Origin of the sequence: Spirillospora sp. NBC_01491, from assembly GCF_036227065.1 — a bacterium.
Classification (GTDB): Bacteria; Actinomycetota; Actinomycetes; order Streptosporangiales; family Streptosporangiaceae; genus Spirillospora; species Spirillospora xylanilytica.
Window position 1 is genome coordinate 4775584 of sequence record NZ_CP109432.1, and the last position, 15725, is coordinate 4791308.

Below are 15725 nucleotides of genomic sequence, written 5' to 3' on the forward strand. Positions count from 1 at the left end.
GGGTCGGCTACTCGGACAGTGTGCCGATGAAGGCGGCCAGGTTGGCCCGGGTGCGGACGATCTTCTCGTCCACCGTGAGGGTCTCCTCGAGGTCGCCGCCGACGGCGGTCTGCTTCTTGCCCCGGGTGTAGAGGGAGCAGGCCAGCTCGGTGCACAGGTACCGTCCGACCGTGTTGCCCTGGCGGCCGGCCTCGCCGGTGCGGCGCGCGGTCATCAGCGCGACGCCGCCGCCGGAGTGGGTGGTCAGGCACAGCGAGCACATGCTGCGCGCGGTGAAGCCTCGGGAGGTCCCGGGGGCCGCGCGGAGGACGACCCCGACGAGGCCGCCGTCGTCGCGCTCGGCGACCAGGTAGCCGCGTTCGGGCGCGCCGGGATCTCGCCATCCGAGGAAGTCGAGGTCGTCCCACGGCCGCTCTTCGAGGTCCCTGGGGACGTTGACGCGCTTGGCCTCGCCCTTGGAGCAGTTGACGAACGACCTGCGGATGTCGCTCTCGGAGAGGGGTCTCATGTTCGACGAGGCTAGCTTTCCTAATACCATTAGGCAAATGCTTTATTCGTCTAACCGAAGGAGGTCCGATGGCACGCGCGGGCATCACCGGCGAACGCCTCGCCCAGACGGCGGCGGAACTGGCCGACGAGATCGGCTTCGCCAAGGTGACCGTCTCGGCGGTCGCGCGCAGGCTCGGCGTCAAGGACCCGAGCCTGTACGCGCACATCGAGAACGCGCGAGAGCTGAAGGTCCGGGTGGCGCTGCTGGCCCTGGAGGAGATGGCCGACAGGGCCGCCGCCGCGCTGGCCGGACGCGCGGGCAGGGACGCGCTGGTGGCGTTCGCCAACGTCTACCGCGACTACGCCAAGGAGCACCCGGGCCGGTACGCCGCGTCCCGGTTCGAGCTCGACCTGGACACCGCGACCAAGAGCGCGGCGCCCCGGCACACGGAGATGATGCGGGCGATCCTGCGCGGCTACCACCTGCCGGAGCCCGACGAGACCGACGCGGTGCGCTTCCTGGGCGGCACCTTCCACGGGTACGTGAGCCTGGAGATGGCGGGCGGCTTCCGCCACACCCCGCGCGAGGCCGACGCCTCCTGGGCCTGGGCTCTGGACACCCTCGACTTCGCCCTCAGGAACCATCCGGGGAAAGCGGCGTGACCGGCCACGCCTCCTGAGGCCGCCGAGGTGAAGCGGGCGGCCCCATCGGGGAGGGGTCCAGGGGGCATCTGTCATCCGACCGGTCGGAGGGTCAGCCGAGACGTTCCAGGACGAACCGGGCGCGGTCCTCCACCGGCGACCGGGGCAGGGTCACCAGCTCGTAGCCGTAGTCGCCGTAGGCCGCCACCATCGCCTCGTAGGTGCGTTCGGCCTCGTCCGGCGACTGCTTGCGCTCGGTGTCGTGCTCGTAGATCTCCGGCCAGGGCGGCGCGATGAACACGCGGCGGTGGTAGCGGAACCGCCGCGCCGCCTCGTCCAGGTGGCCGGGCACGGGCAGGCCCTTGAGCCGCAGGTAGCCGACGGTGTCGGTGATGCCGCGATCGAAGAAGACGGTCCCGGCCGCGGATCGGGCCAGCCGGTGGGCGCGCAGGTCCCAGCTCAGCATCAGCTCGGCGAACAGGCCCCGGTCGCGCCACGGCAGCGCCCGTCCGCCGATCGCCACCTGGTCCTGGATGATCTCGCGCCCGGACTCGGCCGCCCGCGCGAACCCGGCCCGTTCGAGCACGCCGACCAGCGTGCTCTTGCCCGATCCCGGTCCGCCGGTCACCACCACGAACCGTTCCGTCACCATGGATCCGCATCTCCGTCCTTCGTTTCCGGACACGACCGCAGGGAGGCCCGATGCCGGACCCCGTTGACGATCATGAATTGGCGTGTGCCGTGAAGGGGCTCCGCGCGACGCGGCGGTTCGCCCCCGAGCCGGTGGGACGCGCCGAGATCCGGCACGTGCTGGAGGCCGCCCGCTGGACCGGGTCGGCGCGCAACCGGCAACCCTGGCGGTTCGTGGTCGTCCACGACCGCGACCTGCTGGGCCGGCTGTCCCGCCTCGGCGGCTATGCCGGCCACCTGGCCGGGGCGCCCGTCGCGATCCTGCTCGCGGTGGACGCGACCCTCAGCCGGGACGACGCCGAGTTCGACGCGGGACGCTGCGCTCAGAACATCATGCTGGCCGCCGCCGCGCAAGGTCTCGGATCCTGCCCCGCCTCGTTCTTCCCGGCCGCCAACGCCGACCGGGTCGCCCCGCTCGTGGGCCTGGACGAGCCGTGGCGGATCCGGACCGCGATCTCCCTCGGCCACCCGGCCACCGCCCCGGCGCCCCTCCCCGGACGGTCCGCGCTCCCGTCCGGCCGCCTATCGCTGGACGAACTGGTCACCGAGATCCCTTGACCGGCGCCGCGAACGGGGCGCCGGTCAAGGGATCTCGGTGCCGCGGACGGGCGTCAGGCCTGGTCGTCCTCGGGGGCGGCGCCGACCGTGACGCCGACGAGGTCGGGCAGTTCACTGAGCGCCGCGGTCAGGTCGGGCACCGAGCCGGTGCCCTCCAGCACCAGCGACACCACCGCGTTCCCGCGCGGCCCCTGGTCGTCCTCCTTCTCGCGGGCCCGGCGCTCGTCGCGGCCGAGATCGGAGTCGTCGGGCAGGTACTGCCGTTCGACCGCGACCTCCGAGACCACGAACCCGCGTCCGGTGCACTCCATCAGCGCGCGGCGCAGCGCGCCCTTGCCGTCGTGGTAGACCAGCCGGACCCGGGACTGGTCGGGGCGCCGGAACCGGTCGAGCGGCAGCCGCGCGGCGAGCCCGCTCAGCCCGTACACCACCAGGAAGTGGCCCGCGGTCACGGCCACCGCGAGCACCCACAGCCCGCCGGCGGCGGCCATGCCGACGGCAGCGGTGAGCCAGACGACCGCGGCGGTGGTGAGGCCGCGCACGGCGTCCCGCCGCACGAAGATCAGTCCGCCGCCGATGAAGCCGATGCCGGTCACGATCTGCGCGGCCACCCGGGACGGGTCGAAGGCGACGTTGTCACCCGGCACATGCGCGAAGCCGTACTTGCTGACCAGCATGAACAGTGCGGCGCCGACCCCGACGAGGGTGTGCGTGCGCAACCCGGCGCTCTTGTTGCGGAGCCCGCGCTCCAGGCCGATGCAGGCCGACAGGACCAGGGCCAGCAGGAGTTCCCCGATCTGTACCAGCCCTTGGCCGGGAGACAGCTCGATCATCCCTTTTCTTTACCCACATCGGCCCCACTGACCCGTCGCCGCCGGCGTGCCGGTGGCGCCGGTCAGGCCGTCCCCGCCGCCAGAGCCGCGACGATCTCGGCGGCGGGGGCATCGGCGGCCGAGCGGAACGCCTCGCCCGCCCACAGGTTCACCGCGTCGGGATCGCCCTGCGCGGCAGCGGCCTTGCGGAGCGGCGAGGTCACGTAGTGGACGTCCGGATAGGCGGCGGGCGCATGCGGCGAGTGCTCGACGAGGAACCGGTTGACCAGTCCCCGCGCCGGACGTCCGCTGAACGCCCGCGTCATCGCCGTCTCGGTGAAGCGGGGATCGGCCAGCGCCTCCTTGTGCACGGCGCTCGCGCCGCTCTCCGGACACCGCAGGAACGCGGTGCCGCACTGGGCCGCGACCGCGCCGAGCGCCAGCACGTCCGCGACCTGCGCGGCCGTGCCGAGCCCCCCGGCGGCGATCAGCGGCAGGCCGCCCACGACCTCCCGGACGGCGGCCAGGAGCGCGCGCAGCGGCAGCGCGCCCTCGCCCGTATTGGTGAACGACCCGCGATGCGCGCCGGCCTCCATGCCCTGCACGCAGAGCGCGTCGGCGCCGGCGCCGGCCGCCTCGCGCGCCTCGTCCGCCGTGGTCACCGTGACGATCACGACCGCGCCCGCGCGCCGGAACGCCCGGACCAGCCCGGCCCCCGGGCACCCGAACGTGACGCTGACGAACGCCGGCGGGTCGGCGAGCAGATCCGCGGCCTTGGCGTCCCAGCCGTCGTCGCGGGCCTGCGGCGTGCCCGGTTCGACGCCGAGCCGGCCGCCCTCGGCCCCGAGCCGCGCCCGGTAGGCGGCCACCGCGGCGTCGTCGACGGCGTCGGAGGACGGCATGAACAGGTTCACGCCGAACGGCCTGGACGTCAGCTCACGCGTCCGTTCGATGTCCGCGCGCATCCGCCCGGCCGTCCGGTAGCCGGCGGCGAGGAACCCGAGCCCGCCGGCCTCCGAGACCGCCGCGGCCAGCTCCGGCGTGGACGCCCCGCCCGCCATCGGCGCCTGGACGACGGGGATCGCGGGCGCCCACTCCGGCGCGGGCCCGGCGTTCACCCCTCCGCCGCCCGGGTGAGGTGGAAGTAGAGGACGTCCGGCGCGTCCTTGGCGTCCATCGCGCCGAGCACCACGTCGCCGGAGACCCGGCGGAAGTGGTCGATGATCGGCTGGGTGTCGTACACCATGGCCGCCGACACCACGCCGCGGTGCGCCATCTCGCGGAGCCGGGCCAGGCCCATGCCGGTGAACGAGGTGAGCGCGCCGTCCTCACCCCGGCACAGCAGCGGCTCGACGTGCTCGGCGTCGTGGAACCGCTTGCCGTACCAGCGCATCCGGACCAGCATGGCGGCCATCGCGTCGGCCTGGTCGAACACGCCGCCCGCCCAGGTGCCGAGCATGAACTCCGCCGGGACCGGCTCCAGCTCCCCGAAGAGCTTGTCCAGCTCGCCGGGGCCCGCGGGCGCCGCGCCCCGGACGAGTTCGAGCACCCGCGCCGCTCCGGCCGGGGCCGCGCCGGTCACCACGGCAGCGCCTTGGGCAGCAGGACGGGCTTGACCACCGCCCCGGACGCCGCGTCCGCCTCGGCCTGGTTGATCTCGCTGAGCGGGTAGGTCTTGATCAGCCGGTCGAACGGGAACCGGTCCTGCCGCCACAGCTCGATCAGCCTGGGGATGAACAGCTGGGGGACCGCGTCGCCCTCGATGATGCCCTTGACCGTGCGGCCCATCAGCAGCAGCGTCGGGTCGAGCCGGTACTCCTCGCCGCCGACGCCGACCAGCCCGCAGACGCCGGTGGTGCGCAGGCAGGCGAGCGCCGTCGAGACCACCTCCGGCTCGGCGGTCGTGTCGAGCGAGAACTGGACGCCCTCGCCGCCGATGGCCCGGATCTGCCCGGCCAGGTCCTCGTCCCCGCCGTTCAGCGTGTGCGTGGCGCCGAGCTCGCGGGCCAGCTCCAGCCGCGAGTCGTGCAGGTCCACCGCGATGATCGTGGTGGCGCCGGCGACCTGGGCGGCCAGCACCGCGGCCAGCCCGACCGCGCCGGTCCCGAAGATCGCGATGCTGTCCCCGGCGCTGACGCCGAGCGAGATCAGCACCGAGCCCGCGCCGGTCTGCATGCTGCACCCGAGCGGCCCGAGCAGCTCGAGCGGGAGGTCCTGGTCGACCGGCACCACGTTGCGGACGGTGGCGAGCGCGTGCGTCGCGAACGACGACTGCCCGAACCAGCGGTTGTGCACCACCTCGTCCTCGGCCGTGGTGACCCGCGGCCGGCCGTCCAGGGGCACCGAGACCATGTTGAGCGAGGCCATCTGCACGCAGTTCCCGGGCCGCGCCGCGTGACACTCGCCGCACTCGCCGCACGAGTCGATGGACAGGACCACGTGCGCGCCGACCCCGAACCCGGTGACACCGGGCCCGACCGCCTCCACCACGCCGGCGCCCTCGTGCCCGAGGATCACCGGTTTGGCCACCGGGTCGCCGGGCGACCGGCCGAGCAGGTCGGTGTGGCACATGCCGACCCCGGCGATCCGGACGACCACCTCGCCGGGTCCGGGATCGGCCAGCTCCAGCCGCTCGATGGTGTAGGGGGCGTCGGCGGCGCGCAGTACGGCGGCCTCGATCCGCATGAAACGGGTCCCTTCGGGTGAAACGGGCGGCTAGGAGGTCAAGGTGTATCGCACGGGCAGCCGCTTGAGCCCGCCGACGAACGTGGTGGCGATGCTCTCCGGCGTCCCGGCGAGCTCGATCGATTCCAGCCGCGGCAGCAGCTCCTCGAAGAACGCGCGGACCTCGATCCGGGCGAGCGCGGCACCGAGGCAGTAGTGCACGCCGAACCCGAACGCCAGGTGCCTGTTCGGATCGCGGCCCACGTCGAAGCGGAACGGGTCGTCGAAGACCGCCTCGTCGCGGTTGGCCGACGGGTAGGACAGCAGCACCGAGTCGCCCGCGCGGATCCGGGTGCCGTTCAGGTCGTGGTCCTCGGCCGCGGTGCGCATGAACTCCTTGACCGGAGTCACCCAGCGGATCATCTCGTCCACCGCGAGCGGCATCAGCGCGGGATCGCCGCGCAGCCGGTCGAGCTGGTCCGGGTGCTCCATCAGCGCATGGAGCCCGCCCGCGATGGTGGAGCTGGTGGTGTCGTGCCCCGCGGTCGCGATGATCACATAGTACGAGGCCGTGTCGAAGTCGTTCAACGGGGTCCCGTCGATCTTCGCATTGGCGATCGCCGACGCCAGGTCGTCGGTCGGCTGCGCCCGGCGGGCCTCGGTGAGCTTCTGGAAGTAGCTGAAGAAGTCGAGCAGGACGGCGAGCTTCTCCTCGTTGGTCGCGCCGCGCTGAAGCTCGGAGTCGTCGCCGCCGAACAGCTCCTGGGTGAGCTTGAGCATCCGGTCGAAGTCGCTCTCGGGCAGCCCGAGCAGCGAGAGGATCACATACAGCGGGAAGTGCACCGCGACCTGCTGCGCGAAGTCGCACTCGCCGCCGTGCTCGACCATCCGGTCGACATACCGGCGGGCCAGCTCGCGGATCCGCGGCTCCAGGGCGCGCATCGCCTTCGGCCGGAACCAGTCGGCGCCGACCGCGCGGATCACCCGGTGGTCGGGGTCGTCCATGTGGATCAGGGTGCGCAGCGCGATGCCCTGCTCCTGCCGATCCCGGTTGAACGCGTCGAACTCGGCGGTGCCGAGCATCGGGCGCGGCACGTTCCGGAACTTGGCGTGGTCGCGCTCGATCTCCATCACGTCGGCGTGCCGGGTGATCCCCCAGAACGGGTTGTAGCCGTCCCGCTCGACCCAGTGCACCGGCGACTCGCGGCGCAGCAGAGCGAGCGACTCGTGCAGCCTCCGGTCGTCGGCGTACGCGCGCGGATCGGCGAGCGCGCGGCCCGCCTCGTCCACCGTGAGGGTCATTCAAGCTCCTTCGCTCCCGGCCGCCCGCTAGGGAACCTAGGACTCCGAATTCCATTCGGTCAACCGGCGTCCCCCTCGGCCCTGACGGACGCGCGGCGTGCCGCCCTTCCAGGGGAGCGGAAAGAACGGCACGCCGCAAGAGGCCGGAGAGGCCCGGAACAGCCAGGATGGGCCCGGAAGCAACCGGAAGAGCCTGGAAGATTCCCGATGGTGCGCCATCGAAACGGCCGGAAACAATCAGAATCCCGGCGCGGATCAGCGGAAGGCGGAAGCGGGGTCGGCGGAGCCGGGGCGGATCAGCGGGGGTCGAGGAGGGCGCCGTCGGCGAGGTCCTTGAAGCGGTCCAGGTCCTCGGCGGGGGCGTCGAGGCCGCGGAGCGGGCCGGGGTCGGCGAGGTGGCTGCGGGCGTAGAGGCGGGCGACCAGGGCCTTGCGGTCCCCGCCGGTCTCGGCGCGCTCCCACCCGGCCTGCTCCAGCAGCAGCGCCGCGGCGTACACGTCCGCCATGTACTGCGCGAGCGGGTACAGCCGCGCCTCGGCGACCGCGCCGTCCAGGTCCCGCCAGCGGGTGACGGCCTGGCGCAGGTGCCCGATGCGCTCGGTCACCAGGCCGGCGGTGGCGTCGTCGCCGGACGGGGCCTGCGCGACCGCCTCCGACAGCCGGTCCAGGAACGGCTCGTGCGCCGACTCCCGCACCATCGCGCGGCGGACGTCCAGGCAGAGCACGTTGTCGCCGCCCTCCCAGATCGGGTTCACCTGCGCGTCCCGCAGGAGGCGGGCGACCGGCCACTGCTCGATGTAGCCGTTGCCGCCGTGGATCTCGATCGCGTCGCTGGCGGCGGTCACGCCGAGCCGGGCGGTGCGGAGCTTGATCAGCGTGGCGCCGAGGCGCAGCCGCGGGCGGCCCAGATAGCCGTCGAAGACCAGGGCCTGCGCCGCCTCGGTCTCCACGATCAGCTCGGCGAGCTTGCGCCGCATCAGCGGCTGCTCGGCCAGCGGCGCGCCGAACGCCTCACGGGCGCGGGCGTAGCAGAGCGACTCGACCAGCGCGCGGCGCGCGATGCCGACGCCCATCATCGAGATGCCGAGCCGGGCGCCGTTGGTCAGCTCCATCATCCGGGCCAGGCCCTTGCCGTCGCCCGCCTGCCCCTCCACCGGCGCGCTGGACGCGGGGGCCAGCAGGAACGCCTCGGCGCCGGTGAACTCGATCTCGCCGGACGCGACCGAGCGGGTGCCGAGCTTGTCCTTCAGCCGGCGGATCCGGACGCCGTTGCGCCCGCCGTCGCGGCGCTCGGTCAGCACCAGGAACGGCGCGATGCCGCGCACGCCGTCGACCGCGCCCTCGGGCTTGGCCAGCACGACGAACGCCGAGCCGCCCGCGTTGGAGGCGAACCACTTGAGCCCGTCCAGCCGCCAGGCGTCGCCGCCGTCCGGGGTGGCGGTGGCCTCCAGTGCGCCGAGGTCGGACCCGCCGGACCGCTCGGTGAGCATCTGCGCGGCCTCGCCGGAGAACTCCCCGGCGGCGAAGATCTCCCGGACCCGGTCCCGGACGTCGGCGGGGGCGAACGCCTCGGCGAGCCCGACCACCATGTCGCCGCCGGTGCCGAGCGCGCACGCCATCCCGATGTCGGCCTGGTCGAGCAGGTAGCTCCAGGCGACCTCCAGCGGCGCCGCGTCCACCCCGGCCGCCTTCGCCTCGGCGCGGAACTCGGGACGGGTGAAGGAGGTGGCCACCAGGTCGCGGCGGGCGTCCTCGAAGGACGGCGACTGGACGACCCGGCTGACGTCGCGCCCCCACCGGTCGTACTTCTCCAGCCGCGGCGGGTTGCGGTCGCTCTGCTCGGCGCGTTCGGCGATCGGCCCGCCCATCAGCGCGCCCAGTTCGCGGAGCCGGGGCTCGGCCCAGTCGAGCCCGGCCGCGCCGAGGTGCCGGCGCATCAGGAACCGCAGGCCGGGATCGCTGTCGTACCAGTTCAGGCCGGCGGCCCCTTGGTAGCGCTCGGTCGCGTAGCGGCGCGCCTTCTCGGGACCGCCGAACGGCAGCCGGTCGGCCGGCTCGATGAGATAGTTGCCCATCACCCGGACGTTACACTTCATGGTCGCGTGATGGAATGCTGTAATCCGGGCGGCGGGCCACCTGGACGGGACGTCCGCGCGGGCCCGCCGCCCGGGACTCAGAAGCGGCTCACGGTTGACTCAGGCGGTGGCGCCGGCCAGCCAGCCGTGGTAGTAGCCGAGGCTGGTGTAGATGTCGGGCGTCTCACCGCAGACGCTGCCGACGCCGCGGCTGTCCACGCCGACGACCTGCCAGCGGCCCGCGACCTTGGTCAGCAGCGGCGAACCGGAGTCGCCGTTGCACGGGCCGCGGACGCCCTCGGGGTTGTCGGTGCAGACGTCGCCCCGGCGGATGCCCCAGGCGTCGTCCCCGTCGGCGTCCACCCGGCACTTCTCGGTGCTCGGCGGGATGATCGTGGTGTCGAGCTGGCGCAGCTCCTTCGGAAGCTGGCTCGGGTCGTTGTCGGTGGTGGAGGTGTAGCCCCAGCCGATCGCGCGGACCTTGGTGCCCGGTGCGGTGATCTTGTTGGGGATCGGCGCCGGGGCCTGCTTCAGCGCGGTGTCCAGGTGCAGCAGCGCGACGTCGTACCCGGAGGCCCGCTCGTCCAGCGCCTGGTAGTCGGGGTGCACCTTGATGTCCTTGACCTGGGCGACGCTGCCGCCGGTGGTGCGGTCCTTGGACCCCACCCGGACGTGGAACAGCGCCGGGTCCATGATCGTGTAGGGCGCGCCGCCGGTGCCCGCCGTGGTCACGCAGTGCGCGGCCAGGACGATCCAGTCCTTCTTGATCAGCGCGCCGCCGCAGCGGTGCGAGTCGGGGTTGCCGTTGCGTAGGTACTGCAACGAGGCCATGAACGAGTAGGTCTGGTCCGCGGGCTGGCCGCCGATGATCTTCGGGGTCGGGTCGTCGGCCTGCGCCGCCGTGCCGAGGCCGGTCAGCGCGCCGGCGGTCACGCCCGCGGCCAGCGCGACGCGGGTCAGCCCGCGCCGCCAGGACGCGCGGGAAGCGCGCGGGTCGCCGGACGGGCTCGTCTCCGTGGTGGATCCCGTTCGCACGGGCAGCTCCGATCGTGTTGTGCTGCCGGACCGGCCACCGCCCCCGCCGTGCTACGCGGCGATGGCGGACGGTCAGGCAAACGCTTGTGGCGCTCTTTTGCCGCGCGAGAGATTACCGGCTGTCCGGGATTAATGATCTTGATTCGGGATAAATCGCCCGTGCGCTGGGGCGATGCCGGACCGGGTAGGGTCCTGCGGAGACATGGCGACCAACACCCTCGGAATCCGGCCGCTCACCGCGCGCTCGGTCGTGCTGAGCACGCTCCTCGGGCTGCACCCGCCCCGCCTCCCCGCGCGCTACCTCGTCCGTGTCGGCGAGCTGTTCGGCATCGCCGAGGGCACGATCCGGGTGGCCCTGTCGCGGATGGTCGCCTCCGGCGACCTGGCCCAGGCGGGCGGCGAGTACGAACTGACCGAGCGGCTGCTGAGCCGGCAGGCCCGGCAGGACGAGAGCCGCTCCCCCCGGGCCCGGCCCTGGAACGGCGTCTGGGAGATCGCCGTCATCACCGCCGAACGCCGCTCCGCCGCCGATCGGGCCGCGCTGCGCCAGGCGATGTCCGAGCTCCGCCTCGCCGAACTCCGCGAGGGCACCTGGCTCCGTCCGGCCAACCTCAGCCGCCCCCGGCCCGACATCCTCGTCCGGCAGTGCACGTTCCTGGAGGGCGGTCCCGAGGACGACCCCGTCGCCCTGGCCGCGACCCTCTGGAACCTGACGGGCTGGGCCGCCGACGCACTCGCCCTGCGCGCCGCGCTCGACCGCGCGGGCACGCTCGCCGAGCAGTTCACCGTGTCCGCCGCCGTCCTGCGCCATCTCCTGGACGACCCGCTGCTGCCCCCGGAGCTGCTGCCGTCCGGCTGGCCCGGCCCGGCCCTGCGCGACCACTACGAGCGTTTCGAGAGCGGATTCGAACGGCTCCTCACCGAGCACATCCAGAGCTGAAACGATCTTGCTGAAATCGTGATCACCGATGCCTCGTCCGGCCGCCCCGTTTGGGCACAACTGGCCCGACGGCCCCGCGGAGCGGGCCGCTGAAGGAGGTAAGGCCACCATGGCGAACCGAACGCTGCAACAGATGATCCGCCGCAAGCCCATCGACCAGATCGAGGACGCCCCCGAGTCCGGCAAGCTGGCCCGCACCCTCGGCCTGTGGCAGCTCACCGCGATCGGTGTCGGCGGCATCATCGGCGCCGGGATCTTCTCGCTGGCCGGCGCGGTCGCCAACGAGAAGGCCGGTCCCGGCGTCCTGATCTCGTTCCTGATCGCCGGCATCGCCAGCGCCGCCGCCGCGTTCTCCTACGCCGAGTTCGCCGGCCTCATCCCGCGCGCCGGCTCGGCCTACACCTACGGATACGCGGTCCTCGGCGAGTTCACCGGCTGGGCGATCGGCTGGGACCTGCTGCTGGAGTACACCGCGATCGTGGCGGTGGTCGCCATCGGCATCTCGGGCTACTTCAACGATCTGCTCGGCTTCATGAACGTCGACCTGCCGGTCTGGATGATGGGCGCGCCCGGCACCGAGCCCAAGGGCTCCGGCCTCGCCGACGGCAGCTACAAGGTCAACCTGTTCGCCGCCCTGCTCTGCCTGCTCATCGCCTACGTGCTCAACCTCGGCATGAAGAACGCCGCCCGGTTCGAGACCGCGCTGGTCTACCTCAAGGTCGGCATCGTCCTGCTGGTCATCGTGGTCGGCGTCTTCAAGATCAACGCGGGCAACTACTCGCCGTTCCTCCCGTTCGGCCTCTCCGGCGCCTTCACCGGGGCCGCGACGGTCTTCTTCGCGGTCTTCGGCTACGACGCGATGAGCACCGCCGCCGAGGAGTCCAAGGACGCGCGCAAGCACATGCCGAAGGCCATCATCTACTCGCTGGCCATCTCGATGGTCCTCTACGTGCTCGCCTGCCTGGTGCTCACCGGCATGGTCGACTACAAGGACATCAACCCCGAGGCCGCCTTCTCCTCCGCGTTCGCCGACGTCGGCCTGAAGACCATCGGCGCCATCATCGCCGTGGGCGCGATCCTCGGCGTGCTCACCGTGCTGTTCACCTTCATGATGGGCGCCACCCGGGTGTGGTTCTCGATGAGCCGCGACGGCCTGCTGCCCGGCTGGTTCGCCAAGACCCACGCCACCCGCCACGTCCCCACTCGGATCACCTGGATCCTCGGCGCCGGCTCCGCCCTGATCGCCGGCTTCCTCCCCATCGCCGAGGCCGCCGAGCTGACCAACATCGGCATCCTCCTGGCGTTCATCGTGGTCTGCGTCGCCGTGATCGTCCTGCGCTACAAGCAGCCCGACCTGCCGCGCGAGTTCCGCACCCCCGGCATGCCGGTCGTCCCGATCATCGGCGTCGTCTTCTCGGTCTGGCTGATCACCTTCCTCCAGTGGCAGACCTGGCTCCGCTTCGCGCTCTGGTTCCTCCTGGGCACGCTGGTGTACTTCGCCTACAGCCGCCGCCACTCCCTCCTCAACCGCTCGAAGAACCCCTCGTCCGGCGACTGACCCCCACCCGCTGAGCGCCGTCCCCGCACCCGCCTCCGGGGCGGCGCTCAGCGGCGCCCGGGCTTCGGCGTCCCATCAGCCCATGAGCATGAAGATCGTCGGGCCGTAGCATGCGCGGGTGAACACGATCGAGTTCCGGGTGGTTCCTCATCAGGGCGTGGACGTCATCGACGTCGTCGTGGACGGCGCCCACCTGCTCGACCTGGTGCGCGAGGCCGAGCTCCCCCACGCGCGGCAAGAACAGCGGGAGCGGGCGGCCGAGTTCGCGCCCGATCCCGCACCGTTGCTGGCCGGCGACTACACGTGCCTGTCCCGCGGCTACGGCTGGCCTGACCAGCACCTGCTGACCGACTCGCCGGAGACCATGCTCCTCACCTGTACCTGCGGCATCGACGAATGCTGGCCACTGATGGCCCGGGTTCAGGTGACGGGCTCGCTCGTCCGCTGGTCGGAATTCCACAACCCGTACCGCGACTGGGACCTCTCCGGCGTGGGCCCTTTCACGTTCTCCCGGACGCGCTACGAGCGGGCCCTCCGCCGAACGGGCGCCCCCGGCCGCGAGCCGGGCGCCTGACCACCTCGCGGCCTCCGATGGCCCGCCGGCCATGACAAATGTCATGGACGATTGATGGGCGATCTCACTGCATGGGCACCGGGGCCGCCGATCAGCATGAGCAGTATGAAGGCAACCGGCAAGAACGACCTCGCAGTTCGCGACGAAGACCTGGACCATCCGCGCACCCATCGAGCGTTTCGCACGGTGAAGCTGCTCATCGGCGCCTACCTCGCCATCAGCGTGCTCACCCTCGTGGCGGCCTTCCTCCTCCGCGGCAACGCGGACGAAGTGAACGACACCGTCTGGGTGCGGGGGACCATCGTCGTCATCAGCGCGCTGCCGACCTTCGCCTTCGCCGCCCGCGCCGCCCGCGGCTCCCGCAGGGCGTTCCGCCGACTGCGGATCATCTCGGCCGTCATGGTCGTGGCCATCATCGTCATCGTCTCGCTGCCCGGCCTGATCCCGCTCTGGATGAAGATCGAACAGGGCGTCTGCGCGCTGCTCCTGGCCGGCGTCGCCATGATCGTCAACGGCGGGCGGCTGCGCGCGCTGTTCGCCGCGCCGTCCCGGCCGCTCTGATCAGGGAGACGGTGTTAGCGTGCCTGCCATGCACGAGGGGCCGGTGGACGGCGGATCGGGCACCGATCCGCAGCGGTGGACTCAGGGCTGGCGCCACGCGCTCATGGCCACCGGGATGCTCGCGTACCCGTTCGTGACCGCGGCCGGCGTGGCGCAGTACTCGTCCGGAGCCGGAACCGTCGCCGGGCTGCTGATCGTGGCCGCCTTCTGTGTCTGCTACCTGCTCACCATCGTCACGCGCTACCGCTCCTGGCCCCCCGTCCGGCCACTGCTCGGGGCCATGACCGTGCTGTTCCTGGCCGCGCTCCCCTTCGCCAGGACGCAGGCGTTCTTCCTGTGCGCCGTCGTCGTCTCGCTCGCGGCCATCAGACTGAGGCGCCAGGCCGTGCCGATCGTGGCGGCCGGGGCGGTCTCCGCCCTGCTCGTGCCCTGTGCGGTGCGCCCGTGGCACGCCGGGCTCGGCTGGATCCAGGCGATCGCGATCGTCTTCACCGCCCTGATGCTCTTCTCGTACGCCGAACTCGCGGACGCCAATCGGGCGCTGCTGGAGGCGCGCGCCGAGGTCGCCCGGCTGGCGTCGGAGGCCGAGCGGGCCCGGATCGCGCGCGACCTGCACGACCTGCTCGGCCATTCACTCACCGTCGTCACGGTCAAGAGCAATCTCGCCCGCCGCCTCGCCGCGACCGACTCCCGCCGGTCCCTCGAAGAGATCACCGAGGTCGAGGCCCTGTCCCGGCAGGCGCTCGCCGACGTGCGCGCCGCGGTGTCGGGCTACCGCGAGGTGACCCTCGCCGGGGAGCTCGCGCGCGGCAGGGAGCTGCTGCGGGCCTCGGGCGTCGTCGCCGACCTGCCCCTGGCCGCCGACATGGTCGGCGCCGCCCACCAGGAACTGTTCGGCTGGGTCGTGCGCGAGGGCCTGACCAACATCGTGCGCCACGCGCACGCCGCCCGATGCACGGTCGTGCTGTCGGCGTCCCAGGTGGAGATCCGCGACGACGGCTCGGGCGGCCCGGCGTCCTTCGGAAACGGCCTGACCGGACTCCGGGAACGGGTCGCGGCGGCCGGCGGCAGCGTGGAGGCCGGACCGCTTAGCCCGCGCGGCTGGCGGTTGCGGGTCTCACTCGGCGAAGAGGGCACTGTGCCATGACGATCCGGCTGCTGCTCGCCGACGACCAGGAGCTGATCCGCACCGCGCTGTCGGCCCTGCTCGACCTGGAGGAGGACTTCCAGGTCGTCGCCTCCGTCGGCCGGGGCGACCAGGTCGTCGACGCGGCCCGCGCGCACCGTCCGGACGTGGCCCTGCTCGACATCGAGATGCCCGGCCTGGACGGGCTCGCGGCGGCGGCGGTGCTCGCCGCCCAGGTCCCGGACTGCCGGGTGGTGATCCTCACGACCTTCGGCCGCTCGGGCTACCTCCGCCGCGCGATGGAGGCCGGCGCCGTCGGATTCGTCGTCAAGGACGTCCCGGCCGAGACGCTCGCCGACGCCGTCCGCCGGGTGATGGCGGGAGAACGCATCGTCGACCCGGCACTCGCCGCCGCGACCCTCGCGGCCGGCGACTCCCCTCTCACCGCCCGCGAACGCGACGTGCTCAACGTGACGCGCTCGGGCGCGACCGTGGCCGAGATCGCCGCCGTCCTCTGCCTGTCGGAGGGAACCGTCCGGAACTACCTGTCGGCCGCCATCTCCAAGACCGCGGCCCACAACCGCATGGAGGCCCTGCGCATCGCGGACGAGCACGGCTGGCTGTAGGAGGGACGCCGACCGGGCCCCTCCGGCTCCTCTCCGGCGGCCGGCGGACGAAGGGACGGCACGACCCGCCCCG

Annotated in this window: 17 protein-coding genes; 8 read left to right on the plus strand and 9 right to left on the minus strand. The window is 72.6% G+C overall.

The genetic code is table 11. From position 1 onward, the window contains the following. Positions 1–7: 7 nt before the first annotated feature. On the minus strand, positions 8–508 hold the full coding sequence (locus tag OHA34_RS22200) for an FBP domain-containing protein (protein WP_285939795.1): 501 nt from the start codon (positions 506–508) through the stop codon (positions 8–10). A 68-nt stretch (positions 509–576) separates the two neighbouring features. Here OHA34_RS22200 and OHA34_RS22205 point away from each other — a divergent pair, with 68 nt between their 5' ends. Further along, on the plus strand, positions 577–1152 hold the full coding sequence (locus tag OHA34_RS22205; RefSeq protein ID WP_285939794.1) for a TetR/AcrR family transcriptional regulator: 576 nt from the start codon (positions 577–579) through the stop codon (positions 1150–1152). A 91-nt stretch (positions 1153–1243) separates the two neighbouring features. Here the strand turns inward: OHA34_RS22205 and OHA34_RS22210 are convergent, their stop codons facing one another. Beyond that, entirely contained in the window at positions 1244–1783 is a 540-nt protein-coding gene (locus tag OHA34_RS22210) for an AAA family ATPase (protein ID WP_329518789.1), read from the minus strand. Between the two features lie 50 nt (positions 1784–1833). On the opposite strand from OHA34_RS22210, the gene OHA34_RS22215 reads away from it, so the two are divergent. Next, positions 1834–2379, plus strand: a complete 546-nt coding sequence (locus tag OHA34_RS22215; protein WP_285939791.1) for a nitroreductase family protein — start codon at positions 1834–1836, stop codon at positions 2377–2379. Between the two features lie 53 nt (positions 2380–2432). Here the strand turns inward: OHA34_RS22215 and OHA34_RS22220 are convergent, their stop codons facing one another. The 7 genes from OHA34_RS22220 to OHA34_RS22250 all read right to left on the minus strand — a co-directional run bounded on the left by OHA34_RS22220 (position 2433) and on the right by OHA34_RS22250 (position 10267). Continuing rightward, on the minus strand, positions 2433–3212 hold the full coding sequence (locus OHA34_RS22220; RefSeq protein WP_285939790.1) for an MgtC/SapB family protein: 780 nt from the start codon (positions 3210–3212) through the stop codon (positions 2433–2435). A gap of 62 nt (positions 3213–3274) precedes the next feature. After that, entirely contained in the window at positions 3275–4309 is a 1035-nt protein-coding gene (locus OHA34_RS22225) for a nitronate monooxygenase (RefSeq protein ID WP_329518790.1), read from the minus strand. After that, complete coding sequence (locus OHA34_RS22230; protein WP_329518791.1) at positions 4306–4776, minus strand: DUF4334 domain-containing protein; 471 nt, start codon at positions 4774–4776, stop codon at positions 4306–4308. Before OHA34_RS22230 ends, OHA34_RS22225 begins: the two co-directional genes overlap by 4 nt. Further along, positions 4770–5876, minus strand: a complete 1107-nt coding sequence (locus tag OHA34_RS22235) for an NAD(P)-dependent alcohol dehydrogenase (RefSeq protein ID WP_285939786.1) — start codon at positions 5874–5876, stop codon at positions 4770–4772. The genes OHA34_RS22230 and OHA34_RS22235 overlap by 7 nt, the downstream gene beginning before the upstream one ends. Positions 5877–5906: 30 nt before the next feature. Continuing rightward, on the minus strand, positions 5907–7157 hold the full coding sequence (locus tag OHA34_RS22240; protein WP_285939784.1) for a cytochrome P450: 1251 nt from the start codon (positions 7155–7157) through the stop codon (positions 5907–5909). Positions 7158–7453: 296 nt separating this feature from the next. Then, the gene (locus OHA34_RS22245; RefSeq protein ID WP_285939783.1) at positions 7454–9232 is read right to left on the minus strand and encodes an acyl-CoA dehydrogenase family protein; all 1779 of its coding nucleotides are present in this window, start codon (positions 9230–9232) and stop codon (positions 7454–7456) included. A gap of 120 nt (positions 9233–9352) precedes the next feature. Beyond that, complete coding sequence (locus OHA34_RS22250; RefSeq protein WP_329518792.1) at positions 9353–10267, minus strand: S1 family peptidase; 915 nt, start codon at positions 10265–10267, stop codon at positions 9353–9355. Positions 10268–10469: 202 nt separating this feature from the next. Here OHA34_RS22250 and OHA34_RS22255 point away from each other — a divergent pair, with 202 nt between their 5' ends. The 6 genes from OHA34_RS22255 (at position 10470) to OHA34_RS22280 (ending at position 15652) form a co-directional block, all read left to right on the plus strand. Next, on the plus strand, positions 10470–11207 hold the full coding sequence (locus OHA34_RS22255) for a PaaX family transcriptional regulator C-terminal domain-containing protein (RefSeq protein WP_285939780.1): 738 nt from the start codon (positions 10470–10472) through the stop codon (positions 11205–11207). 109 nt (positions 11208–11316) lie between these two features. Then, a complete protein-coding gene (locus OHA34_RS22260; RefSeq protein ID WP_329518793.1) occupies positions 11317–12765 on the plus strand; it encodes an amino acid permease in 1449 nt (482 codons plus the stop codon). Between the two features lie 118 nt (positions 12766–12883). Beyond that, complete coding sequence (locus OHA34_RS22265) at positions 12884–13339, plus strand: hypothetical protein (RefSeq protein ID WP_329518794.1); 456 nt, start codon at positions 12884–12886, stop codon at positions 13337–13339. Positions 13340–13393: 54 nt separating this feature from the next. Further along, positions 13394–13900: a hypothetical protein gene (locus OHA34_RS22270; RefSeq protein WP_329522436.1), complete on the plus strand. Its 507-nt coding sequence runs from the start codon at positions 13394–13396 to the stop codon at positions 13898–13900. A 28-nt stretch (positions 13901–13928) separates the two neighbouring features. Further along, a complete protein-coding gene (locus OHA34_RS22275) occupies positions 13929–15047 on the plus strand; it encodes a sensor histidine kinase (RefSeq protein WP_329518795.1) in 1119 nt (372 codons plus the stop codon). Beyond that, positions 15044–15652 (plus strand): response regulator transcription factor, encoded by a 609-nt coding sequence (locus OHA34_RS22280; protein WP_329518796.1) that lies wholly within the window; start codon positions 15044–15046, stop codon positions 15650–15652. The genes OHA34_RS22275 and OHA34_RS22280 overlap by 4 nt, the downstream gene beginning before the upstream one ends. Positions 15653–15725 lie beyond the last annotated feature (73 nt).

Bases quoted from the DNA above. Each gene is read 5' to 3' on its own strand.
- OHA34_RS22205 (WP_285939794.1), top strand. From the start codon at position 577: ATGGCACGCGCGGGCATCACCGGCGAACGCCTCGCCCAGACGGCGGCG.
- OHA34_RS22280 (WP_329518796.1), top strand. From the start codon at position 15,044: ATGACGATCCGGCTGCTGCTCGCCGACGACCAGGAGCTGATCCGCACC.
- OHA34_RS22245 (WP_285939783.1), bottom strand. From the start codon at position 9,232: ATGGGCAACTATCTCATCGAGCCGGCCGACCGGCTGCCGTTCGGCGGT.
- OHA34_RS22220 (WP_285939790.1), bottom strand. From the start codon at position 3,212: ATGATCGAGCTGTCTCCCGGCCAAGGGCTGGTACAGATCGGGGAACTC.
- OHA34_RS22235 (WP_285939786.1), bottom strand. From the start codon at position 5,876: ATGCGGATCGAGGCCGCCGTACTGCGCGCCGCCGACGCCCCCTACACC.
- OHA34_RS22215 (WP_285939791.1), top strand. From the start codon at position 1,834: ATGCCGGACCCCGTTGACGATCATGAATTGGCGTGTGCCGTGAAGGGG.
- OHA34_RS22260 (WP_329518793.1), top strand. From the start codon at position 11,317: ATGGCGAACCGAACGCTGCAACAGATGATCCGCCGCAAGCCCATCGAC.
- OHA34_RS22275 (WP_329518795.1), top strand. From the start codon at position 13,929: ATGCACGAGGGGCCGGTGGACGGCGGATCGGGCACCGATCCGCAGCGG.
- OHA34_RS22210 (WP_329518789.1), bottom strand. From the start codon at position 1,783: ATGGTGACGGAACGGTTCGTGGTGGTGACCGGCGGACCGGGATCGGGC.
- OHA34_RS22200 (WP_285939795.1), bottom strand. From the start codon at position 508: ATGAGACCCCTCTCCGAGAGCGACATCCGCAGGTCGTTCGTCAACTGC.
- OHA34_RS22255 (WP_285939780.1), top strand. From the start codon at position 10,470: ATGGCGACCAACACCCTCGGAATCCGGCCGCTCACCGCGCGCTCGGTC.
- OHA34_RS22270 (WP_329522436.1), top strand. From the start codon at position 13,394: ATGGGCGATCTCACTGCATGGGCACCGGGGCCGCCGATCAGCATGAGC.
- OHA34_RS22240 (WP_285939784.1), bottom strand. From the start codon at position 7,157: ATGACCCTCACGGTGGACGAGGCGGGCCGCGCGCTCGCCGATCCGCGC.